The sequence below is a fragment of the Paenibacillus sp. IHB B 3084 genome, assembly GCF_001447315.1.
In the GTDB taxonomy this organism is placed as follows: Bacteria; Bacillota; Bacilli; order Paenibacillales; family Paenibacillaceae; genus Paenibacillus.
Genome location: NZ_CP013203.1, coordinates 1,597,219 through 1,620,416 on the forward strand (window position 1 = coordinate 1,597,219; position 23,198 = coordinate 1,620,416).

The 23,198-nt window shown below is 40.0% G+C and carries 19 protein-coding genes and 2 pseudogenes; 5 read left to right on the top strand and 16 right to left on the bottom strand.

Features of this window, described 5'->3' with window-relative positions:
• Positions 1 to 39: 39 nt before the first annotated feature.
• Positions 40 to 3,249 carry a type I restriction endonuclease subunit R gene (locus ASL14_RS07475; RefSeq protein WP_134911089.1) on the bottom strand — a complete coding sequence of 1,070 codons (3,210 nt, stop codon included), beginning with the start codon at positions 3,247 to 3,249 and terminating at the stop codon, positions 40 to 42.
• Positions 3,246 to 3,821 (bottom strand): restriction endonuclease subunit S domain-containing protein, encoded by a 576-nt coding sequence (locus tag ASL14_RS07480; RefSeq protein ID WP_134911090.1) that lies wholly within the window; start codon positions 3,819 to 3,821, stop codon positions 3,246 to 3,248. The genes ASL14_RS07475 and ASL14_RS07480 overlap by 4 nt, the downstream gene beginning before the upstream one ends.
• A 1,057-nt stretch (positions 3,822 to 4,878) precedes the next feature.
• Here ASL14_RS07480 and ASL14_RS07485 point away from each other — a divergent pair.
• From ASL14_RS07485 to ASL14_RS27280, 3 genes are all read left to right on the top strand, one after another.
• Complete coding sequence (locus tag ASL14_RS07485; protein WP_134911091.1) at positions 4,879 to 8,007, top strand: deaminase domain-containing protein; 3,129 nt, start codon at positions 4,879 to 4,881, stop codon at positions 8,005 to 8,007.
• 11 nt (positions 8,008 to 8,018) lie between these two features.
• Positions 8,019 to 8,423 (top strand): hypothetical protein, encoded by a 405-nt coding sequence (locus ASL14_RS07490; RefSeq protein ID WP_134911092.1) that lies wholly within the window; start codon positions 8,019 to 8,021, stop codon positions 8,421 to 8,423.
• Positions 8,424 to 8,751: 328 nt separating this feature from the next.
• Complete coding sequence (locus ASL14_RS27280) at positions 8,752 to 9,039, top strand: hypothetical protein (protein ID WP_187644806.1); 288 nt, start codon at positions 8,752 to 8,754, stop codon at positions 9,037 to 9,039.
• Between the two features lie 28 nt (positions 9,040 to 9,067).
• Here the strand turns inward: ASL14_RS27280 and ASL14_RS07495 are convergent, their stop codons facing one another.
• Complete coding sequence (locus ASL14_RS07495; RefSeq protein WP_223264241.1) at positions 9,068 to 9,424, bottom strand: hypothetical protein; 357 nt, start codon at positions 9,422 to 9,424, stop codon at positions 9,068 to 9,070.
• Between the two features lie 783 nt (positions 9,425 to 10,207).
• On the opposite strand from ASL14_RS07495, the gene ASL14_RS07500 reads away from it, so the two are divergent.
• On the top strand, positions 10,208 to 10,780 hold the full coding sequence (locus ASL14_RS07500; protein WP_134911093.1) for a DUF4879 domain-containing protein: 573 nt from the start codon (positions 10,208 to 10,210) through the stop codon (positions 10,778 to 10,780).
• 637 nt (positions 10,781 to 11,417) lie between these two features.
• The gene (locus tag ASL14_RS27885; RefSeq protein ID WP_223264242.1) at positions 11,418 to 11,573 is read left to right on the top strand and encodes a hypothetical protein; all 156 of its coding nucleotides are present in this window, start codon (positions 11,418 to 11,420) and stop codon (positions 11,571 to 11,573) included.
• Between the two features lie 28 nt (positions 11,574 to 11,601).
• Here the strand turns inward: ASL14_RS27885 and ASL14_RS07510 are convergent, their stop codons facing one another.
• From ASL14_RS07510 to ASL14_RS07570, 13 genes and pseudogenes are all read right to left on the bottom strand, one after another.
• Complete coding sequence (locus ASL14_RS07510) at positions 11,602 to 13,218, bottom strand: recombinase family protein (RefSeq protein ID WP_134911094.1); 1,617 nt, start codon at positions 13,216 to 13,218, stop codon at positions 11,602 to 11,604.
• A 90-nt stretch (positions 13,219 to 13,308) separates the two neighbouring features.
• Entirely contained in the window at positions 13,309 to 13,434 is a 126-nt protein-coding gene (locus ASL14_RS29075) for an SHOCT domain-containing protein (protein ID WP_257721144.1), read from the bottom strand.
• A 63-nt stretch (positions 13,435 to 13,497) separates the two neighbouring features.
• Complete coding sequence (locus ASL14_RS07515; protein ID WP_134911095.1) at positions 13,498 to 14,649, bottom strand: Ig-like domain-containing protein; 1,152 nt, start codon at positions 14,647 to 14,649, stop codon at positions 13,498 to 13,500.
• Complete coding sequence (locus tag ASL14_RS07520; protein WP_134911096.1) at positions 14,646 to 14,933, bottom strand: hypothetical protein; 288 nt, start codon at positions 14,931 to 14,933, stop codon at positions 14,646 to 14,648. The genes ASL14_RS07515 and ASL14_RS07520 overlap by 4 nt, the downstream gene beginning before the upstream one ends.
• Entirely contained in the window at positions 14,933 to 15,244 is a 312-nt protein-coding gene (locus tag ASL14_RS07525; RefSeq protein WP_134911097.1) for a phage head-tail connector protein, read from the bottom strand. The genes ASL14_RS07520 and ASL14_RS07525 overlap by 1 nt, the downstream gene beginning before the upstream one ends.
• Positions 15,237 to 15,455, bottom strand: a complete 219-nt coding sequence (locus ASL14_RS07530; protein WP_134911098.1) for a hypothetical protein — start codon at positions 15,453 to 15,455, stop codon at positions 15,237 to 15,239. Before ASL14_RS07530 ends, ASL14_RS07525 begins: the two co-directional genes overlap by 8 nt.
• Before the next feature lie 97 nt (positions 15,456 to 15,552).
• Positions 15,553 to 16,382 (bottom strand): annotated as a pseudogene (locus ASL14_RS07535) (P22 phage major capsid protein family protein).
• A 27-nt stretch (positions 16,383 to 16,409) separates the two neighbouring features.
• A pseudogene (locus ASL14_RS07540) lies at positions 16,410 to 17,026 on the bottom strand (DUF4355 domain-containing protein).
• A gap of 778 nt (positions 17,027 to 17,804) precedes the next feature.
• Positions 17,805 to 19,112 (bottom strand): phage portal protein, encoded by a 1,308-nt coding sequence (locus ASL14_RS07550; RefSeq protein ID WP_134911100.1) that lies wholly within the window; start codon positions 19,110 to 19,112, stop codon positions 17,805 to 17,807.
• A 135-nt stretch (positions 19,113 to 19,247) separates the two neighbouring features.
• Entirely contained in the window at positions 19,248 to 19,565 is a 318-nt protein-coding gene (locus tag ASL14_RS07555) for a cupin domain-containing protein (protein WP_025685200.1), read from the bottom strand.
• A 172-nt stretch (positions 19,566 to 19,737) separates the two neighbouring features.
• A complete protein-coding gene (bluB, locus tag ASL14_RS07560; protein ID WP_134911101.1) occupies positions 19,738 to 20,373 on the bottom strand; it encodes a 5,6-dimethylbenzimidazole synthase in 636 nt (211 codons plus the stop codon).
• 203 nt (positions 20,374 to 20,576) lie between these two features.
• Positions 20,577 to 22,127 carry a phage terminase large subunit gene (gene terL, locus ASL14_RS07565; RefSeq protein WP_134911102.1) on the bottom strand — a complete coding sequence of 517 codons (1,551 nt, stop codon included), beginning with the start codon at positions 22,125 to 22,127 and terminating at the stop codon, positions 20,577 to 20,579.
• A gap of 175 nt (positions 22,128 to 22,302) precedes the next feature.
• Positions 22,303 to 23,148, bottom strand: a complete 846-nt coding sequence (locus tag ASL14_RS07570; protein ID WP_134911103.1) for a tyrosine-type recombinase/integrase — start codon at positions 23,146 to 23,148, stop codon at positions 22,303 to 22,305.
• Positions 23,149 to 23,198: the final 50 nt, after the last annotated feature.

The window sequence follows — 23,198 nt, forward strand, 5'->3', positions numbered from 1 at the left end:
ACTCCAATCTACGTACTTTGTTGAACAGTTTCGACCCATTTACCTTTCTGCCAATTCATCCGCTAGTTCGTAAATCGCGTCGCGCAAACCGTTTCGATATTTCATTTTAGGTAAGGACTGTACTTCTTCATCATGAGCAAGTGTCTTATAGTCAGAACTGGCTTGAGCGATAATGTCACGAATTTGACCCGTATCATCCAAATCTTGCAAGCCGTAGCGATGGCGACTAAACAACTCCCGCATTTGAGCACTTGTGATAATATCCGTAATTCCCCACTTCACTCGGAAGTCAAGAAACATTCTATCGAGGCTAACATTGTTCGCTTGCTGGATAATATGTTCACTGTCACTCAGCTTCACAGGATACTTGAAGTCAGAGCCTGCAGGTGGGAAGTGACCTTTAATAATTGCAACAGCTGCATTCATAATTTTAGTCGCATAATTACGATCATCCAACCCATTGGCAAATTGATTAATTTTTTCTTGTGTCTCTTTAGCTTCTTCATCTTTGCCTTCGTGAACTCGGTTTAATAATTGTTCCACGAGTTCAGTAAGATAATCATAGTCTACTTTAACATCCTTCACATGTGTCATCCGCAGTTCGATTTGATAGATAGGGATTTTCTTCTCTTTAGCAATATGTGACTTCAATTCATTGGTTAAGACGGTTGTCAACATGACTTCTTGCTCTGAAGTCATTCCCAGCTTCTCTACTAACTCATCAGGATCATCATAGTTAAATCCAACTTTTTCACCATCAACTTCATCGGGATCATATTGCTTTAATTTTGCCATTCCTCTGTTATATTCACGGAGCAAATCGAGCATCTCGTCCTTTTTCTTTTCAGATGGTGGCAACTGTTGAAAATCAGTCGTTAAGCTACCTAGCTTCCCAACCACTTCTTTCACTCCATTAAATACATCTTCAAATGGTTTGGCAATGATACCATCTTTCTGATTAGATTCACGTTGTTCTTCTTCAGACAAAATGGCTGAGTCCTTATTGGCATAAACAGCAAGCGCTTTATTCATCAACTTCTCATTTTGCGCAGGCCATCGGTAATTTACCACACGTCCCCATGGTTTCTCTTGCATATCTGCAATACGGTTCGTTCTTGAATAGGCTTGAATTAACCCAGCACCTTTCAAGGTTCTATCCACATAAAGCGTATTAAGTTCAGGTGCATCAAAACCAGTTAATAATTGATCAACCACGATAACCAAATCCAGAAAATTTCGATCGGCGGCCGATTTATTTAAGCGTGAAGTCACGTCTTGCGTATAGCCAGAAATATCATCCATTCCAAAAGATGTGTCAAATTCAGCATTATAAGCTGTAATGGCATGGTACAAACCTTGATTGGCGGCAAGCATACCGTCATTGTTTGAAGTGTTTTGACTAAATGTCACCGCAACTTTTAACCGTTGTCCGCTATTCTTCTTATTTTCTTCGTTGACACGTTGAAACTCATTAAAATACATCATTGCCATTGGCGTACTTGCTTTACCACCACCCACGTGAGTTGTAAACAAAGCATTATACTTTCCTTCATTAGAACGATTACGCCAATTTCCAAAAATGTCTTGTACTACCAATTTGATGTGATCCGGATTTTCATCGTAGAAACTTGGTTCAACAGCATCATCCATATCTTCCTGGGAGAGATTGTTGATTTTCTCTTGAATTCGTTCTTCGTTCCATTTTGGATAACGTTCACGGTAGAACGCAGGAAGATATTGTTCTTTCATTTGTTTTTCGTCAATTGTTGTCTCAAAATCCACCTTGAATCCTAACACATTACGGTCAGCAATCGCTTCACGAATGGTATAGGCATGTAATAGTGGACCAAAAATATCTTCTGTTCGAAGTCCAGTGGTAGTTTCATCAAACATCGGTGTTCCCGTATAGCCCACCCAAGCGGATTTCTTAAAAGCTTTTTGGATATTCTTGAATGAGTCACCGCCTGTTGAACGATGGGCTTCGTCCACGATAAAAACGATATTTTTATCTGGAGCTTTAAAGGTTTTGCGTTTCACCAAAGTATCTAGTTTTTGAACAGAAGTAACAATGATACTATTGTCTTTACTTTTAAGCTTACGACTCAAATCAGTCGTATTGTCTGTGTTTTGAACGCTACCAAATGTGTCTTCTGTCGCATCAGGGTCATAGGCTTCGTAATTTTCATTGGTTTGCTTAGTTAAAGCAATTCTATCCACAACAAAGACAACCTTGTCCACTTTCGGCATACGACTTGCAAGCCATGCCGTTTTGAAGCTTGTGATTGTTTTACCGGATCCAGTCGTGTGCCAGATATAACCAATTTTATTGGTGCCAAGCTCAAAATCTGAACGTTTCAAGCCCTCGATCACATTTTGTGTCGCATACACTTGATACGGACGCATCACTTTCAACATTTGTTTGTTCTTTGTTCCGTCCAAAATCATGTAGTTGGTAGCCATTTGATGCGCCATTGGAATCGAAAGCATAGAGTCAGCAAATTCTTTCCAGTTACGCACGACGGTATTGTCACTCTTGCGTTGCCAGTTAAAAGCAAAATCCTTATTAAATTTATCTGCCGTAGTATTTGCCATATACTTCACATTGTTCGGTGTAATTGCCACCAGAATTTGCAATGTGGAGAAAATATCACGATACTGATGTTCATCAGCATATTGATTCATTTGATTGAGCGCTTCATCGACATTACGGGTGTCACGCTTTTCTTCAATTTGAATAATTGGCAGACCATTAATCAGAAGAGTCGTGTCAAAATATCGAGTTTGCTTTCCTGTGATGGCTGCTGGTCGTTTAATTTGGTTGACCACTTGATAAACGGTATCTCCAGCCCCTATTTGTTTTTGATCAAAAACAGTAAGAAACACATGTCGTCCATCGTCTAAATCAATTTCGATTTGCGACACCCCATTCAAACCATACAAGAACTGCCCCGCTTCATAAGGGGTCTGAATATCAGAGATAATTTTCTTAACTTGATTAAATTCCACAACACTTAAAGGATGGTCAAGCGTGTTCTGATTGTGTTGTTCCAAGATCGCCTTGAAGTTATCCCAGAGTTGTTCTGTCGTTTTAATATTTGGTTCATATTTCCACAGTTTAGTTTTCACTATGTAATCAACATTTGATTCTTTGACAACAAAGTTGCCTATCCCTTCAAGATGTTCTGTTTTTGTAATTGTGCCACTCGTCAGGTATTGAATTAATTCTGTTTCAAATTGATTCTCGGTCATTTATTGATTGCCCCCCTAAGCTTTTCTAATACTATGGTAGTTTCCAAATTTGCCGCTCTAGTTCTTAATGCTTCCAACCGTAATTGGTTGAAATAAAGCTCACCGATCATCCGCTGTCTGTCTATTGTTGGCAAATCCGGCAACTCAAGTTCTTTCACTTGTTTCAGCGTGTATTTTAGAACTTGAGACCCCTGTAACCCCATTTGAAACTGTTTCTTAATTAGTTTATCTTCATTAAGTAAGTAAACAAGATATTTTGAATCGACCTTTTCATCAGTTACTAACTTAACGTAGTTTTGCGTGTATAGATATCCCTGATGCTTCACACCAACTATAGTAGATTTTCCCGATATCAGACTAAAAACAATATCACCTTGACATAGCGTACTGACCTTATCCAAAGTTCGTACTTGTTTGCTGTCACTACCATTAGAATCAATACCAACCAAATCATCTTCAATATCTTGTTGTCCATAATAGGTGTAAAGTGGTGCTTTATCATCAAACACTTCTATAATCCTAAATTGCGGTGAACCACTCACGAACTCTACTACGTTTTCTAATCTTCTCATTAAAATTCGTGCCTTTCTAAAATTAACTTTTATTATTTTATTTTATAAGATTGTTTTTGAAAATGCAAGCGATAATTTTATTAATTTTAAAAAATTACGTTTTTTTATGTAGAAATCATAGTGATAGTGTGATAGTAAATTTTATATAGAAAAAGTTGCCTACCCTCTTAAAGAGCAAACAACTTTTTGTTTTCGTATCCAATATTAAATTACTTGAAAGTGCTTTAAGGCATTCTTAATCATATCTACCTTATTGGTATCATGTGTTTTGCGGGAGAGCGATACAACCGCCTCCACAAGTCTCTACCTGTAGTGACAATTGTTGCTCCGTTGCTGTATACGCCAATACATCTCAACTATTAGTTTTCCCTGACCAATAGTGAACAGCACTCCACATGCCTTGTGAATGAAAATAATATATGTTCCCGCACTCAACCCTAAAGCCTTTTTTGAATGCAGGAACATATTCAAGTTGCTCTTAATCCCTCGTACATCAATGCTTCCCATCTCGATATATCACTACCACGCACTCCACATGTGTCGAGACCGCGAAAGGGATATATTCCTTTTTATTATATATATTACCTATACTATCAAAAGCTACTCCTTCCCACAACACCCCCTTTTCTCAGATAATGCCCGTTCTCCCTTCACTTCTATCAATCCCGCTAATTCCATATGAGCCTGTATTAATTTACCCGAATCCATAATCACAATTAAATTAGCTCAGTTCTTGACTTTGAAAGATAATTGCTCAAAATTACTTTCAGCTTTCCCTCCTCCCATATCTCCTGCTTCCAGTATTACACATTGAAAATTACCCAACGAATGGGTCATTCTGTAAACTAAATCTCTCTTTTAACCGATAAATACATATGCTGGACTGTTATTTAAATATCACATCTCGTAACTTTATACCTACAAACTCAGTGATACATATGGGTCTTGACTCAAAGTTGTATTCATCCATTTCTTCTATTCGTCAGACTCGAATTAAAATTGCTGCACTTTACTTTTGTAATCAGCCATCACATCTAGAAAGGAGTCATGAACTCACTTGAGCCTATTATCAGATGGGATCGGATATGAAAGCCTACGCTTTTATGGTCCCTTTCAGCCGCAACACATCGATCAACTTCAAATAACACGTACCATTAATGATCATACCTTTTTACATATCCGTGGTATGCTCTCCGAAGAACAGGGAGCCGCATGCATCGGACAAAATATGGAGCAAGAGCCGATTGTGATTCGTCAGTTGGATGATCAGGGACAATCGCTGAGAAGGCTGTTCCACGGGATTGTTACGCGTATGTCTGTGAATTGTACACGGGGAGTATATACCTTTGAACTGGAGGCTGCTTCCCATTCTTATCAAATGGATATCAAGCTGAAAAAACGTTCCTATCAGGATATTCACCGTACCTATGATGATCTGGTCACCTCGATGGTTCGTAAATATGAGTATGGAGACGCCATTGATACCGTAACTAATTATGCCAAACTGGATACTTTTGTTTTACAATATGAGGAGACGGATTGGGCTTTTTTAAAGCGTCTTGCTTCCCGCTTTGGCTCCGTACTTGTGCCAGAGGTAACCGCAGCCTCACCCAAAGTTTTTTTCGGGATGCCAGAAGGCAAACAGCACAAAGTGGAACGAGATGTATTTTATCGGGTACGGAAAACGTTTCATGAACTGGATGCCGAAAAGCCGGGAGAACGTGCTGGCTCGTATGTCACCTATACAATTGAAAGTCTGCAATACTATGCGCTAGGAGATCTCATCACGTTACCCATCGGACAAGGCAAAGAGTTGGTCGTCGTTCGGGCAGTGACAACATTAGCGGATGGCTTACTGCGTACACGTTATGATCTCCAAGCGGAACAGAATATTCGCTATGCCCGGTATGAAAACGATCAGGCCACCGGGATTTCGTTGACAGGAACGGTGCTCAAGGTTCAGCAGGATTTTGTGCAGCTTCAACTGGACATCGACCCGAAGCAAGATCCTGCCAAAGCCTGCTGGTTTCCCGTGGCGACTCGATATGTAGCCGAAGAACATAGCGGTTGGTATGATATGCCTGAGATCGGGGAACAAGTAGAACTGTATCTGCCTACACACCGCGAACAGGATGCCTATGTGACGGATTCACTTCGACAACAACGCCACGCAAATGGACAGCCGAATGTGAAGGCCTGGCAACATGTGCAAGGTAGCGGGGTAGAAATGTCTGAGCATGAATTGACCCTGTCCACCTCCGATGGATTTTCAATTACACTAAATGAAGATGGTGGCATCACCATCAACAGTCCGGGGAATGTGCAGATTCAGGGTGGTCATGTGAAGCTGGATGCAGGTAAGGAACTGTCGTTAGAAGCTGGAACAGCCCTTCATCTCAAAGGTGGAGAAAGTAGCATGGTACTGGATGGCGAGACGGACACCAAAGCCCCAGTAATTTATCAGGAAGGTACGGTGAAAGCTCCTGTTTTCGTGGCTGACCTCCCTCCTGTGCCTGAGCCACCTTTGATGAGTATCAAAGCATATGAGGCCGCACAAACTGCAACAGCCAAGAGCAGCCAAGCCCCTACTCCTAAAGCAAAAATTACGACTCCAGCAGCACTTCAACAGGCCAATGCTTTGATGGGTACGATATCCAAGCTATTAGGTTCCATTCCCGTAGTTGGAAACGTAGCCAGTGTGATGTTGAATGCTGTTGGTGGGCCAGCAGGTAAAGTGGCAGCAACAGTGTTACAAGCAACTGGAGCCATCCCTATTCGTAGTAAAGGAACGCCAACGGTTGGAGGCAGTAAAGAAACGGGGTTGCACCCGCTCAAACACTTGGCTGGTTTAGCCCTTGAGGGGCTGATTAGTCAATATGAGCATGAGCAAGCGAGACAAGCCTACTATAGCAAGTGGATACTGGGGAAAGTGTACACGAGTGCGCGTCATGTGGCGGATTCCGGTGGCCCATTGGAGCTGGTGCAGAATCTATTAAAAGAATCGAATGCCATAGTTCATGCATATCAGCAGGTTCCTGTAGATCTGAGACAACGCTGGAAAGCAAATTCCGACAGCCACATGGAACAGCAGCCGAAACCACAAGTTGAGAAGCCTAAGTCCTTGTGGGATCGCTATCTGGATCATACGGGTAGCAGTGCGATGATAAAAAGCCAAATAGCAATGGAACAGGCACACACAGCACAAAATGTGACTGTGAAGTCGACAGATAGTCTAACTGAAATAGGAAAAGGAATTTATGATGCTACAGCAGAAAGAACCCAAAAACGATACGATTCGGTTGGCGCATATTTGGATTACTTGTCGTACGGTATACCTAAAGGATTGTATCAGGCTTATATGGAGCGTGCACGTAATCAAGGCAAATCTGGTAGTAACGCTATAAATTTTGCTACATTCGGAGTAACAGAGGCTATACGTGGAGCTTTGACACCTGAAGATCCTTTGTCACCAGACCATTGGTCCAATATCATTAGTGTAGCAGCGATCACTGAGGGAGCCAGTTCATTTTTCAAGCCCAAAACCATACTAAATTCACCAGTTAAAGAACCTGTTCATGCAGGCCCTAAAATTATAAATGAAAAAACAGAGTCACCCCAACTCTCAAACCCAAAGCCCAATAAAGATACAGGGATTGAGGGGACGGGTGTAAATAGATTACCTAAAAAGATAATTGATAATTTTTATGAGAAAACTGAAAATATTAGAATTGATATTAACAAAGAAGTAGAAAAAATAAGAAATTCTGATGAATACAAAAACCTTTCAAAAACACAGAGAAACAAACTTGATAGAAAATTGGATAAGTTAACTAATGGAAACATTGCCGTAGCAGAAGTAAACATTCCTGGTATTAAAAAAGATTTTCAAGCACATAGTCAAATTCATTCCTCTGATAGTTTGGGCAATGATTTGGGGGATTTTTCTTATTCAAAAGAAACAAAATCGTTTGAAACCTATGTTGAAGATAAATTTCCTCGTTTCAATGATACGGAGGCTAAAATTCTTGAAGATATGTCTTCTCAGATAAAAGACCCTAATGTTTATGGTCAAGTAAATTTATATACAGAATTAGACGCCTGTCAAAGTTGCACAAATTTAATTATGGAATTTAGACGTAATTACCCTAATATTAAGCTTAATGTTTATTCTGAAAATATGAGATAAGGACTGATAATATGAGCATGACAAGTTATGAAAGAATAAAAAATTCTGTAGTGTTGGACTTTGAGGAATATATTGAAGAAGAGGGGTTAAGTGTGGCACAGGTTGCAGCGAAAATTTTAGAAGAAGATTGGAGAAGAGTAAACGTTAGTTTGTTTACTAAAACGTTATATTTTGTTTCTATTGCAATAGAGAGCTTAAAATACAATAAAATTGCAGATTTTATCTATTCTAAACTAGATAGTTATTTGGAGAATACAAAATTTGAAGAGACTATAGAAAAAAATGACGTTGAACAACTGTTACAAGACATTCAAATTTGTAAAAAACTAATCGATGATAATAAATATAAGGTCTTGGAAACAACTTATTCCACTAAAGCAGGAGTAGATTACATCTTAGGCTTAAAGGCTGATTAATTTAAGATACGATTAATCTTATAAGTTTAAATGGGGGCCACCACTGCCCCTTGAACCCAGTACTCATATATTAATGAAGGCCGGGTTTACACGTTGAAACAAGATCGTACAATACAACAATCCAACACTTAAAAAATTGACAAACAAGCTTGATAATCTTTCAAAGGCTTATTCCAACTTGAACCATGAGGAGGAGTGGGCCTTTTATATGTTCAAGATCAGTGACCAAATAATGTAGCAAGGCAAAATCTATACACAAACATGACTTGCCATCCCTCCCCATCAGAGTTAACATACACACACTCAAACAACGGGAGGGAAATATGTCATGTCAAATTGGCCAGATTGGTTTCTCGAAGCATTACGCCAACGTTTTTATCAATTAGAACTTGCCAGTGAGCAACAGGCTTCAAATTTACCAGAAGACGAGCATCTATTTACTCAAGTTGATCAATTCAAAACCAACCAAAACGAGGATATCCAACGTCTGCTATCTGAATGGGAAGAAGCAATAGGCTATCAGCTAAGTCAGGACAAACAGTCCATTTATATGGAAGGAGTAAAAGACGGGATTCGAATGATCCTTCCCGTCATGCAGTCCACAGTTACTCGTTAGCCATTGATCGCATTAGCCTATGATTTTGTTAGTCCAATATTTCATCTATGCTCATTCCACTCTTCAAGCTAAAAACAAAATGCGCTGGTGAGAGAATAGTTATCTTCTCCACCAACGCATTGAATAGGTTATCATCAAATTGTTCTAGTATATCTTGTCGAGAACTTAAAAATTGAATAATCTCATCTACACGTTCCTTAATTTTCGCTTGCTGATCCTCTTCCTGCTCCAATTTCAGCATCTGTTGCCGTAGCTCGTTTAGCTCACTGGAAAGTCTGTTCGTTTCTTCATCATATACCGTTTCATCGTTCTGATTCCGCAGCTTCAGATTCACTAACTCTTTCAAGTCGGATTTCAATTGCTGCATCTGCCCTTCGATGTCCAACAGCTGTTCTTGCCCCACTTTTCTGGAAAGTACCGATACAATATTTCTTTTCAGCGTCTTGCTGGGCTTGTGGTCAGATCGGCTCTCGGCGGATGGGTGACAACGAAAGCAAAGCTGATCGATGTGTCTTGGTTCGGAGGCATCGTGGAGTTCGCTGCATCCTTGCTGGCTGTACTCAGCTATAAGTCTTGACCGCAAAGCCCGGAACGAACAGAAAGCTGTCGCGAATTGAACGTCTCCAAGTCGATGCTCAATGCCTGCTCGTAACGGTTGTTTTACCTCGGCTTGCACCCCAACATTCGCAGAACTTTTGCATCATCAAATCCTTTCTAAGCTTAAGCGTTTTTTAACAAATCATAATATTCATGAAAAACCTTGACTTATAATGATAATAAGGTGTACTCTGTATTCAGGTAATATGTAATATATTTCAATTATAATATAATTAAGTAATTTTTATATTTATTTTGGAATAGAACAATTTTTAAGATAGATATTAGCTCTTACCGCAAACTAAGATATTAGTGAGTCATTAATGAGTTTTCATTTTGTCTGCAATATATAATCGATAGCAGGCATTCTTTTTACATATACATTCCTGCATCATAGAGTTTTTTAGCCTGTGGTAGTTCTACCTCTTTTGTTGCTGTTTACAGTTAATAAAAAGGGAAGGACAATTTTCAAAAGAGAGGAGGATATTTATCGCAAGTAGATATAATTTTGTCATAATCGTATGATTCAGTACTGGGATAATCAAAACTGAGAAAGGTGAGATCTATTACCATGAAAAAGTTGTATGGTTTGGCTCTTGTTCTTGTTCTAGCTCTTTCGTTTAATGTTACTGCTTTTGCAAAGGGTGACGTTACTCAGACCCAGCCCTTGACAAAAGAAGAGGTTGTTAATTCCGATGAGTTCCTTGCTGCTGTGGAGGCGGCTAAGGCTTCATTTGAATCCCAGAAATCTAAAAACGCTGATGGCCCAGTTCTCCAGGCAGCTGTTCCACCGGTATCTCACTTTAATGTATACGCTGTAGCATCTCCTTATGGCGGTCAAGAGATATATGGGTTCAATAGCAACCCGTATGGCACTAAAAATGATCACCATGGAGATTGGATTCAGTGTGTTACCTTCGAGATTGGTTATAGTAATTATAGTACTCGCTCTGGTAAACTCAATGGCATAAGTATGAAAAATGATTGGACTCAAAATTTGGATTTGGATAGTGATGGTATGATAGATGCTTTTGTCCGTTCTTGGATGTTTGAATCCCCTAGTGAAGGCGGACAATTTGTAGGTGATGTTGATTCCACAAGTTCTCCTTGGAATCATATGCAGACATGGATTAATGTTCATTAATTCCTGCTTTCAACATTTATGAATTGTAATAAAAAGAACCTTATCCCAGTGTTTTCTACGATTAAGTACATGATTTACAGGGGAAGAATGTAAAAAATGAATATTGGAGAAATTGGCCATACTGGACTCAAGCTAGTAGCTCTGCCCAACTGGAGTTATAAAATTTTTTTGAATTTTTTATCGCATCTTGCTTGATCGTAAACTTTTTTTATATTAGAAAACCCAATCAACATTATCAGAGAATCTTGATTATGCTACACGCGAGTAAGGCGCAGGTATATACATACCGTGCGTCTTTTCTCGTTGTGACGGTGTACCAAACCGTATCAGCAGAGAAAAAGTGCAAGGGTCATTGCCCAGGGATCCTGCCACGATTAGCCGAAAGCTTCGCCAGAATGCACAAATAGAAATGTCTCTATATCAAACATCCCTCCACAATGACTTGCTATCTCTCACCATCAGAGTTAACATACACACACTCAAACCACGGGAGGGAAAATACGCTATGTCAAATTGACCAGATTGGTTTCAAGAAGCATTACGCCAACGTTTTTATCAGTTAGAACTCGCCAGTGAACAACAGGCTTCATGTTCATCTGAGGAAAAAAACTTATTCACTCAAATGGATCAATTCAAAATGAATCAAAACAAGGATATTCAGCAACTGCTATCTGAATGGGAAGAAGCTATAGGTTATCAGCTAAGTCAGGACAAACAATCCATCTATATGGAAGGAGTTAAAGACGGGATTCGATTGATCCTTCCCGTCATACAACCCACAGCTATTCGTTAGCTTTTGATCACTTTAGTCTATGATTTCGTTAGTCCAATATTTCGTCTATACTCATTCCACTTTTCAAGGTAAAAACAAAATGCGCTGGTGAGAGAATCGTGATCTTCTCCACCAACGCATTGAATAGGTTATCATCAAATTGTTCTAGTATATCTTGCCGTGAGCTTAGGACTTGGATAATTTCATCGACACGTTCCTTAAGTTGTGCCTTTTGCTCATGCTCCTGCTCCAGTGTCAGCTTCTGTTGTCGTAGCTCGTTGAGTTCATTGGAAAGTCTGTTCGTTTCTTCATCATATACAATCTCATCAATCTGATTCCGTAGCTTGAGATTCACTAATTCCTTCAAGTCGGATTTCAATTGTTGCATCTTTCCTTCCAATAGCGGTTCTTGTCCTACTTTTCTGGAAAGTACCGATTCAATATTGCCTTTCAGCGTTTTAATAAATCTTTCCTTATTCTCATACATCCGATTAAATGCTCGTACAAACGCGGAATGTAAAACTTGTTCATCAACCGATTTGGCATCACATGCTGCTCTCCCTTCATTAACATACGTTTTGCATTGCCATACCACTTTTTTGGATGAATTATTGCTGTTCCAGGTTCGGCGTTTAAAAATGGTCCCACAGCATCCACAATATACTTTACTGCTCAGTGCATATTTACTGGAGTACCTTTTACTATCCCCCATCACACTCCCTTTCAGCTTGGCCCTCCGTTCCTTTTCCTTTTGCACCGCTTCAAATAGTTCCTTGGATACAATCGGTTCATGGTTGTCCTCAATTAAATATTGCTGCTCCTGTCCTTTATTCCTTATTCGTTTGTGGGTTAGAAAATCTACCGTTACCGTCTTTTGCTGAAGCAAAGCTCCGTAATATTTCTCATTGGTCAGAATTAAGGTAATGGAGGAATCCCACCACGTATCGCCACCCGTGACTGTTTTAATGTGATCTCGCATCAAACCTCTGGCTATCGCCTGATAGCTTTTCCCATCCAAATACTCCTCGTATATGCGCCGCACAATCTCTGCTTCTGGCTCGTTAATCACCAGTTCACCATGTTCATCCTTATCATAGCCGAGGAAGCGATTCGTGTTGCAGAAGACTTTGCCGTTTTGGAAGCCACGCAGTATGCCCCATCGACTATTTTCAGAAATATTCCGACTCTCGTCTTGAGCAAGTGAACTCAGAATGGTCAGCAATACCTCACCTGTGGTATCCAGTGTATTAATATTCTCTCGTTCAAAGAATACGGCGACTCCGAGACTTTTGAGTTCCCGTACATATTTCAATAAATCTAGTGTGTTTCTTGCAAATCTCGAAATCGACTTGACCAGAATCAGATCCAGTTTACCTTTTCGAGCATCCTGTATCATCCGGTTAAAGTGTGTTCTATTTTTGGTGCTGGTTCCGGTGATCCCTTCATCGGCGTAAATATCCGCCATTTCCCATTCCAAGTTGTTTTGAATGTATTGGGTATAGTAATTCACCTGATTCGTATAGCTCTCCTTTTGCTCCTCGGAATCGGTACTGACCCGGCAATAGGCAGCGACTTTCTTCTTTTGTATAGATTGAATTCCCTCTACGATGTCCATCGTTTTAATGGGAACGATCACAACTTTTTTTGCGGATGCGGCTTGTGCCATAGACGTTTCTCCCTTCGATATCTTCTTTATACGGTCACATGGTATAATGCTTTCGGCACATCATCAAGTCCATTTCTGCCCATGTTATAGCTACTTGAAAGATTTTTTATTAAGCTGATCAATCGCAATAAATTCTTCTTCTGTTATCAACTGTTGTGATCTTAATTGCTTCAATAGACTCAGACTGAGCAAGTAATCAATAGATTTTTGTTGCATATGTATGTGCTCCTTTGAAATAAAAATGGCTCACCTCTAGGGCAAGCCGATAGATAATAAAGATTAAAATAAATTCTTAAGGCTAATGTTCTTTTCTGCGGACATGCTAGGATCGCTTACTAAGGTGGCAGTCAGTGCAAAGGCTTTATTGTTCGCTCCAATACTGCTTCCTGCTTTTATGGTTACACAATTTCCTGTGCTGGCTGTTATGCTTCCCATGATAGGAGTTGATTCATCTTGATTCCGTAGGCTCCACTCTACCGACTGGTCAAACACTTCCACTCCATGATCATAGATATGACTGACGTATGATGCACTTTGGCCTGTTTTGAGAATGGGATTGCCAGTAATGGCTATCGAATAGATATGCGTTCCCGTTTCAACGACTCTCAATTCAATGGTACTCCGTACTGTAGGGTGATACGTTAAATTCGCGGTGATGCTTGCTTGTCCCAAAGCGATGCCCATAATCTGGCCTTGCTGATCTACACTAACCACACTCGGATCACTTGAAATGAAAGTTATGACTGGATTCGCCATCTCATTTCTATTATCCATAGCGGTCACATTCAATGGTATTATTTCGTTGAGCCGTACATGGGCTATCGTTCCATGGTTGATATGTAAAGCATATGTATGAGCAATCTCATATTTCCATCGATCAGCAATGTTATGTTCTACATCGTCGTAAGCAGGTGAAATACTATCCAATGTGCAGCTTAACTGAACGATTCCATTTAGGATACGATCTATTCCAACTATTTTAAATGGCTGATGGGTGATATAGAATCGTTGGTTCAATGCGATGTTTCGCGTGTCTGCATTGTCTTGTACGGTAACCAAGATGTTGCCCTCTGGCATGGAGATAACTTTACCTGTTTCCGTTGAAAACGTTCTGGCTTCTACCACAGCATCAAACCATTTCACCTGTCCACTCCAGTTTAAAGCCAACCGTTGATTACATTTTCGCATCCTGCCTCGACACGACTTTTCATTTTGATCCACTTGACTGGTAACAAAATATCGTTCATCACGACAATCCACGATATCTCCTGTGTGTAAAGGTGTTGCTGCTCGAATGATTTTTTCATCGGTCATTTGGATATTATCTGTCGCATCTCGAATCAGACCAAGCTGTCTTACACCGTTTATGTGTACAAGCTCGCCTTTCTCTCGCAGGAAGAAATCTATCATCGGCTCTAGACTCCTTGTCATTCCTTCACCTCCAGTGCAAAATCTGGCTTGCAGCGAAATAGATACAATTCCATATAATCACTCCATTCCTTGATGTCCAAAATAATAAAGATACTCGTGTAGATTTGAACATAGTCGTTTAATTGCAATGAGGATTCCAATGGACAGAAAGCTCGATGTGTCATCTCCAAGGTGTAACCATCTTCAAATGAAAAGCTTTTACGATAAGGTTGTACATCTGCCATCATTGACCGAATAGGTATGAATTCAGCATCTAAAATTTCCAACTTCGTATCGTAAAACATTAATCTGTCCCGACCTTGATTTTAGGCAGAGGAAGAGCCAGTCGAATATTTATCGGAATCCCTGTTTCATATGCGGCTGAGCGTTCACCTTCCTGCTTATTTATAAGTCCAACCGAATCCCTATTTTTATAGAGATACACCGCATAATCGACCATGACATGATCATATTCCACAGGGAGTGTTGCCACATTACAATAACCAAGAATATTACTCCTCGCTTTATTCAAATAGTGGATCAGGATATCATCCTTGGATATGTCTGTTGGTTCCATGCCTAATAACCGTTTATGTAAAATCAATGAATCACTCATGTGCTGTCTCCTGTTCCTCCTTTACCTGTGCCTTCTCGGTACGTTTCATATTCTTGACAGTTTGAGCTTTCGTTTGGGTTGCTTCTTGCTTAGTCTCATCTGGGTGAGGTTCCTCCACTTGCTCATAATGCCCACTGGCCTGTAAACGTAGCAGCAGCTCCTGATCCGTGACTTCCCATATACATCCCGTTTCTTGATTCAAAAACCACATCTTATTACCCTCCAAAAATGAAAATAAGGGCATCCAAAACGGACACCCTAAACGTGTTTCTTCTATTATAATGTGTTCTCATATCATCCACTTTCAATTAAGACTTATTGGCTGTGAGTACAGCGAGAGCTTCCGGCTTGATACATTTAGCACCGAATACCTGCAACCCTTTCACCGCATCTGAAAATTGCTTCTCTGGTCTGAACGCTTCCACCGAATCCACTTGACATGCAAACGAAATGGCGCTCTTATGACCCGCAATAATTTTATACTTGGCTCCTGTGGTATTCGGCACATTGTTTGATTTATAAACCGTCATCCCATCGATATCCCCTACATAACCCGTGCGGATAATATTCGAATCTTTGGTAAAACGAGCATCTTTCAAGAGCAAGCCATAATACCATGCAGGAACCACTACAAAACGTTCGCTTTCCGGTACATTGTTCTCATCCAATAGTACGCCTAAATCAATCAGCAAATCATAGGCTGTATCTTTCGTGGGAGTTACAGACGTTGTATCGCTACCAATCGTATTCTCAGCTTTTACCTCTGTGTAAAATCCAGCAAGATACTGGTCCACTACATTGGCCAGTCCATAAGAGGCTTCCACAATTCCACCATCCAGCAGATTCACATTCGCTTGCGCAGCATCTACATCATCCACCTGAAAATTGAAATACTTCGCCTGATCGATCACCAACGTTTTTGCGTAGCATCCAGTTCCTGCGGATTACCGATCCCTGCTATCTTGTCATAATTGCCAATCGTTACCGCCCCAATCGAATTGATTTTTACGGTGGAGCCTTGGCCTTGAATCTCACCTTCATAATCAGTGTTGACGACATTGCCATACACCAGATTCTTCTTCAGGCTTTCATTTAAACGTGCGCTCCAAATGGTAGGAATAAAATTTTGTACTGTCATATTTAATCACCTTGTCCTTTTCGTTAATTATTGTTTGTTTTGTAATGCTTGTTTGACTTGCTCCCAATGCTGATTGATCTCACTCGACGACATGCCTTTAATCGCTTCTAATGTAAATGTGCTACTCGTTGAACTAGTCGGAGGGGTATAGCCATCTCCTTTAAGTCGTTGCTCGACTTGCTGTTGTATAGCCAATTGTAACGATTGTTCCAACATAGCCAAATTCGCTGTCGTCGCTTCTTCATCTGTACCAATAAAAAAATCCACTAACGGGAGTGGAAGTTTCTTCTCGGATGCTATTTTTACCGCTTGGCTGGTTAACCGTTCACGTTGCTTCTCTAGCTTCATATTTCCACTTCGGCTCGTAGCTTCTCAACTTCGATTTCTCTCTCATCCTTCGCCGGGAATCGCTTCTTGATCTCAGCATCTACTGCACTTTCCAAATGATTGGTTTTCCATGTTTCCAGCGATTTAGCTGATCGTTTGCCCACCGTGCTATCGAACCAACTTTTTGCTTGCTGATTAGATTGGATGTATTGCTCTATCCCTTCTACGCTATACGGATTCAAACCCTGAAGATACGTTTGCCATTCCTCATTTGTTTGGTTTTCTTCAATCAACTGCTTCATTTGTTCTAAATTCATTTTCGATAATCTCCTTTATCGCCCATTCGACTCACAGAACCGAACACGCTTATGTATGTATGGAGCCTTTTAATGTCATGCTCAGGACAGCAATGTAACGCTTTAGAAATCACAAAAACGAGGAAAAGGTACAAACATACCCACTCCCCACTTTTACCTATTTTTCATCCTTTGTTTATATAGCTTTTTGACAGCCTAAAGCGTTACATCAAGCCTATTGTTTGCCTAAACTTCAAAAACGTATATGTATGCTGAAACTGTATCATATTGAATATCATGCTCAAGACAATCATGTAACGCATTAGAAAACGCAAAAGTGACGAAAAGGTGCAAGTATCCCAACTCCTTATTTTTGCCTATTTTTAACCCTTTGTTTATAGGGCTTTTCCCACCTCTAAAGCGTTACATCGAGCCGTCTTTTTGTCTGAACTTCCGAACACGTATCCTAATATTTTCTTTTCTCGCCTTACCTCTACACTTCTCACAACATTTCTGCCGATTCGAATTTGCCGAAAATGTTCCTCCACAACGTGTACAGTTTACCCTCGGCTTCGCTGTCTTAGGCTCATTCTCTACATTCCGATCAGACTTATATTCTTGAACCAGCTTCTCGTCCATTGGCAAAACTCCATTTTCAAAATAGGTACAACGGGGAAGAGAATCATATTGAGCGAAAAATACACATGGACTATCCTGTAAACAGCAATAGTTTGGGATACTGTGCTTCGCTCCGAGATAGCATGCACAATTATTCTTCACTAACCGTTTAATTGTATTTTTATTTTGCATTGGACATCTCCTTACCCGCACCAACTAATCGTTGCTGCTCCGCATGAAATTTATTGAATTCCAACTTTGGATTCTCGACAAACGGAAGCAATGTGAGCAGCGTTTCCTGTGAAACCACTTCTTTCAGTTTAACGATCACATCAGCCATCCCGACCAAGTCTGTCGGCAAATTACGAGTAAACTTCACCGCGATATCCCGGTAATCATATTGCATTCCTTCTTTAATGTGCAGAAAGGTAAAGAAATTACGTAACCGCTGCTTGATCGCCTTTTCCATCAATGCTTCCCGCATCGCCACCCGATTCTCCAGATTAAGCAGCTTGTTTCTCAGCGCTAAGGAAGACGTATTACTGGCCCAATTTTCATTAAAGTTAACCTGATCCATCATGTCGAAAATTTTGCGTTCAATATTGTCCAACTCATTTTTCACAAAAGAATCATTAATCTCCTTCGTAAGCCAGCTTACCTTTCCCCCAGCCGGAACCTGAATAATGCCCATCTTCTTCATATTCAGTAAGTCCTCGGCCTCCAGCTTGGCATTCTCAATCACGAGATAGGCGTTACGGTGATCTGCGATTTCATTGACCAAATCGGAATTCAGCGCATTATAGGCATCAAATAAAGAAATCACATCATGGAAGCCACTTTTTCTCTCCGTATTAGCTGGACAGGAGATAAGCGGAACTCTTCCAAAGATGTGATTATGCTTGCCGATATATTTCAGTTCGGGTGATTGGTTTTGCTTACTCTGATTAAGTTTGTCATCGTTGCCGATTGTATAGTGTAGAATTTCATGGTCGGTATACACGTCCAAATATACTTGTTTATCCAATCGTCTCGTGAATTTATGTAAGCCAAGTAATACATTTCGTTCTGCTGTTCCGTCTTCCAGTACATAGGCATTCAAAGGGGATAGCACCGTCGCTGAAAACTGGCCATCCGAGTCAATATAATTCAATTCATAGCTCTCACCAAAGATTTCAGATTGTTTCCGAAGCTGTAGATTATGCTCCTTGTCCCAATGACTCATATGTACGTCTATGTTATGTATGGCCTCATCCTGATCCGACTTGGACACATAGTTTACTGGCTTACCAAGCAGATAACCCACCTCGTTATCTACGAACTTTCGTGGAAAATTAAAAATAAGCTTTTGATTACTTCGACTTTCTTGCATCGCATAGTTCTTCAGAATGGCATGCTGACCATTATAGTAATCTGTATATTTCTGTTTAGCTAATGCAGCCAATTGGAGTTCATTTAGACATTCAAAAATAAGTTCTACATTTATTTTCATACCTTTGCCTCTTTTCAAAAATGGGTCATTTAATTGCTGATTGTAATAATAAAAGAACCACCTTTAATAAGGCAGTTCCTTCTACGTTAAGTTATTAACGAACTACATGGCGTACTTGAGTATATTTCTATCCTATTAGTTACCCTTAATATTATTTTCTGCTTTCTCAAAACAAAGATTTACAGTTCTTCCGTTAGAGCGTGTTCTATGCATGACATTTTGGGGAATGGTATACACATCTCCTTGGTTCAAAACTATAGTCTGGTCTTCAAAATCTATTATTAATTCCCCTTCAATTACAATAAAGAGTTCATCGCAGTCATCGTGTTTGTGCCAATGGAATTCACCATCGATTACAGCAGCTCTTAAAACATGATCGTTAACTTCACTGACCACAAAGTTCGCATAATCGTTTATGTCTTTTGTAACCTCGAATAAATTTATCTTTTTCATTTGTCCTTGCTTCATAATCCTCCTACCTTTCTCTTCAGCGGTTTTTACCATATTGCAGTCTTTCTAAACGTAGCAATCTGTCGACTAAACCAACAGCTTAATCTTGATGCTTATGAAACAATCGTTTCCGTTAGCATCATATCCAAAAAGGAGAATTCACTTATATTTCAAATCATTCCCAAGCATTATGGTGTATTAGATTATTTAGATTTCGACGTCTCTCCCAATTTACTTGCTCTAGGATTGGTTTTGTAGGATAAAAATCCGTATAACCTAATGAAATCAAAGCAATAGGGTCAATATGTGGTGGAATATTTAGTATTTCCCGTACGTCTGTTTTCTTGTAAAAACTAACCCATCCCATAGCTATTCCTTCTGCATAAGACGCCAACCACATATTTTGGATACAACAGGCGACGGATAGAATATCTGTTTCAGGAATAGAATTTCGCCCAATTACATGTCCGCCACCTCTTGTTGGATCACATGTAATACAGATCGTTATAGGTGCTTCCCTTATACCCTCTAATTTTAACGAGAGAAATCTTGTCTTTTTTTCATCTTCATAGTGTATGGACAAGGCCTGTATTTCTTTATGACATGCATGCGCCAATCGTTCTTTAACTTCTTGAGAGTCAATTACAATAAAATCCCAAGGTTGCATAAAACCAACGGAAGGTGCATGATGACCAGCCCTTAATATGTTGTTTAACTTATCTTTGGATATGGGTTTTCCATTAAATGATCGAATATCTCTCCTTTCAAAAATGGCTTTAAATATTCCTTCTCTTTCAGAATCATTTAACAATTTAATTCCTCCCTTAAAACAAAAATTCCCAACCTAAATAAGACTGAGAATGCGCCAGTACTCAGATTATTATGACAGGGCTTCAGGCTCAAGTTTACATTGAAATTGGTATTTTTATGATATAACTCTGATATTATTTATGCTTGAAATCAATATTATCTCTTGCAGTTCATTATCAATCCGTAGTCTAAACTGCCTGACCCTCAAAACAACAAACTACGATCATAAAACTTTAAACTTTTCACAGACTGAATCAATTGAACAGCCCCATATAAACTATCTGGCGCATCATCATATGTACAATTTCGATTGTAATCCTTCACCTGATGATTATATCTGAGGTTATCTGCATTGAACAGAATATGACCCTTCTTCACTTCCGGCTCCAAGCTAATAATGCGTTCATGCTTCTGCCCCTTGGAATGGACACTTTCAACTGGCGTATGTATCTTCGCTTTCCATAACTCTTCTTCAAATTTCTGCTTCATATAGCTTTGTGCCTGATTGACTTCAAAACCGAGCTTATCTACAGGATAAAGCTTTAACTTCTCAATAGCGACTTGGAACAAATCATCCGGCAGCAATTTATAGATAATGCCATCGATCACGTACATCTGCTTCGTCTTCCGATGCTGCCCAATAATTGAAACCGCAGAATAGTCATTTTTCTTCCCGGCTTTAATGGCTGGATCAATGTACATGGCTAGTTCCATATCCTCAAACTCAGGTAGCCTGTCCCAATACATGAGATTCTGAAATATGTATTCGTCTGTTGAACGCGGATCATTTTGTAACTCTTTATAGAAGCTCTTTTCACCCATGGCTTGCTTCTTGCACATCAAATAATAATAGTCCAAATACTCGCTCCACAGGATTTTCGTACCCTCCAGCATTTCCTCCTCATGAGCCGTAAAAAAAGACAAGGCAGTATTGATCCTATCCTCGTCTTGTAGATTATTATATTGTCGCTCCCACTCTGACCATAGATCATCACGCTCTGAAAATTGAAGCACGGCTGCTTTACGAACACTTCTCACACCTGGGATTTTACCCTTGAGCAGATCGGCCATAATATCTTCTTCATTCAAAATCGTTCCACAGATCAGGATATTCGTATCCCTTGTGCCAATTGGCAGAATAACATCCGTAAACGTATTTTTAATTTGTTCTCGTTTCGCTTCGGATCGTGCGGTATCTTCCTTGAGCAAATCATCCATCAATACCAGCGTAGGACGATGATGCTTATAGTGAATACCTCTCAAGCTACCGTCAATCCCACGAATCATAATACACGAATCCAGTCCACCTTTACTCTTGAGCCATATTTCATTGTTGTTCCAGCGGCACCCTTTACGAATCCCAAAATCCTCAATCAGCATCTGATTGGTTTCCAGCTCATCTTTGATCATATCAAGGAACGGCAATGCAATCTGTTCTGTCGCAGATATGATCAATGTAAACTGTGATTTATCATAAAGTGTGGCATACAGCGGAAATAAAAAAGAACTGATCGTTGACTTTCCATGCTCCCTAGGAAGGCCGAAAGCCGTAATCAATCCAGTATGGGCAAGCATATGTCTTAATTCCGTGAATAGCTCTTTGTGAAACTTGCCAAATGCTCGATCAAAGTATTTAGGAAAATAGGCTAAAGCGAAAAACTCAATATCCATCTCACCAATAAGCTTACGTAGTTCAGAGAAAGAGAACGTTTTGATCAGTTGTTTCATTTTCGGTGGTTTAAAATGCTTCTCCATATACTGCTTAAGTAGCTCAGCTTGACGCTGCTCTTCTAGCTTTATCTCTTCAATGGGTATAACTCCTTTCTCAAATTCACTATAAAATCATCACAAAAATTTCTGCACCCTTTGCTGGCGGCTCCGTTTATCTACATAGAAGAACCCCTCCATCCACGACAAAAAGAGTGGCTTCTCACCACTCGATATTTGCCAAAGCTTCAGCCATATCCTGTTGTGTTGTTAGGGTATAAATATTGGTTGTCGCTACGTGATCATGTCCAAGGATTTGCTGAATGGTCGTCAAAGGAGTTGTCTTCACCAGCTTATAGCCAAGTGTATGTCTGAGCATATGGGGTGTGACCTTCACATTGATCCGATCCCCGTATTTGTTCAGAATCAGGTTAATCGCATTTCGCTCCAAAGACCCTCGCTGCCCAATACATAGATATTCTGATTCCACTTGTGGTCTGACTTCAAGATACCGGGTAATGGCTTTTCGTACTTCCTTATTTAATGGAATAGTACGAAAGGAATTCCCTTTACCGAATACCTTCAATATTCCTTTGCGTTCGCTTATTTCAATATCTTTCAATTGGATGCCAACCAATTCGCTTACCCGTATCCCTGTTCCAATCAGCAATTCAATCATACAGATATGCATCCGATTGCCCATCCGGTGAATTTCATTCCGTAGCTTCCACAGATCCTTTTCCGCTAACCCTTTGTATTGCCTAACGACCTTATTCCTGACTGCTTCGATATGTATCTCTTCCTTAATATAGCCTTGCTGGTGCATCCACTGAGCAAATACGTTGATACTGGCAATCTTGCGGTTGATGGTGAGTATCGCTTGGTTGGTGCTTTGCAGATATTTCTTGTATTCTACGCTATCCAGTTCAATCCACTGATCCAGTCCATATTCCGTTTTCCTTTGATACCAAGCTGTGAACTGCAACACGTCCCGGATGTAGCACGAAACTGTGTTCTTACTTCGATCCTTGCTCCGTAAATATGCTTCAAACCCTTGAATATAGTCCATATTCGCCCCACCCTTCGATTGTGTGTCACATCATACCGTTGATGTGGGGC

What these genes read in the sequence shown, in the direction of transcription:
- ASL14_RS07555 (WP_025685200.1), bottom strand. Translation starts at nt 19,565, where the DNA reads ATGAAAAAGATAAATTTATTCGAGGTTACAAAAGACATAAACGATTAT.
- terL (WP_134911102.1), bottom strand. Translation starts at nt 22,127, where the DNA reads ATGGAGAAGCATTTTAAACCACCGAAAATGAAACAACTGATCAAAACG.
- ASL14_RS29075 (WP_257721144.1), bottom strand. Translation starts at nt 13,434, where the DNA reads ATGCAACAAAAATCTATTGATTACTTGCTCAGTCTGAGTCTATTGAAG.
- ASL14_RS07515 (WP_134911095.1), bottom strand. Translation starts at nt 14,649, where the DNA reads ATGACAAGGAGTCTAGAGCCGATGATAGATTTCTTCCTGCGAGAGAAA.
- ASL14_RS07520 (WP_134911096.1), bottom strand. Translation starts at nt 14,933, where the DNA reads ATGTTTTACGATACGAAGTTGGAAATTTTAGATGCTGAATTCATACCT.
- ASL14_RS27280 (WP_187644806.1), top strand. Translation starts at nt 8,752, where the DNA reads ATGTCAAATTGGCCAGATTGGTTTCTCGAAGCATTACGCCAACGTTTT.
- ASL14_RS07530 (WP_134911098.1), bottom strand. Translation starts at nt 15,455, where the DNA reads ATGTGGTTTTTGAATCAAGAAACGGGATGTATATGGGAAGTCACGGAT.
- ASL14_RS07570 (WP_134911103.1), bottom strand. Translation starts at nt 23,148, where the DNA reads ATGGACTATATTCAAGGGTTTGAAGCATATTTACGGAGCAAGGATCGA.
- ASL14_RS07490 (WP_134911092.1), top strand. Translation starts at nt 8,019, where the DNA reads ATGAGCATGACAAGTTATGAAAGAATAAAAAATTCTGTAGTGTTGGAC.
- ASL14_RS07525 (WP_134911097.1), bottom strand. Translation starts at nt 15,244, where the DNA reads ATGAGTGATTCATTGATTTTACATAAACGGTTATTAGGCATGGAACCA.
- ASL14_RS07480 (WP_134911090.1), bottom strand. Translation starts at nt 3,821, where the DNA reads ATGAGAAGATTAGAAAACGTAGTAGAGTTCGTGAGTGGTTCACCGCAA.
- ASL14_RS07550 (WP_134911100.1), bottom strand. Translation starts at nt 19,112, where the DNA reads ATGAAAATAAATGTAGAACTTATTTTTGAATGTCTAAATGAACTCCAA.
- ASL14_RS07510 (WP_134911094.1), bottom strand. Translation starts at nt 13,218, where the DNA reads ATGGCACAAGCCGCATCCGCAAAAAAAGTTGTGATCGTTCCCATTAAA.
- ASL14_RS27885 (WP_223264242.1), top strand. Translation starts at nt 11,418, where the DNA reads ATGAATCAAAACAAGGATATTCAGCAACTGCTATCTGAATGGGAAGAA.
- ASL14_RS07475 (WP_134911089.1), bottom strand. Translation starts at nt 3,249, where the DNA reads ATGACCGAGAATCAATTTGAAACAGAATTAATTCAATACCTGACGAGT.
- ASL14_RS07500 (WP_134911093.1), top strand. Translation starts at nt 10,208, where the DNA reads ATGAAAAAGTTGTATGGTTTGGCTCTTGTTCTTGTTCTAGCTCTTTCG.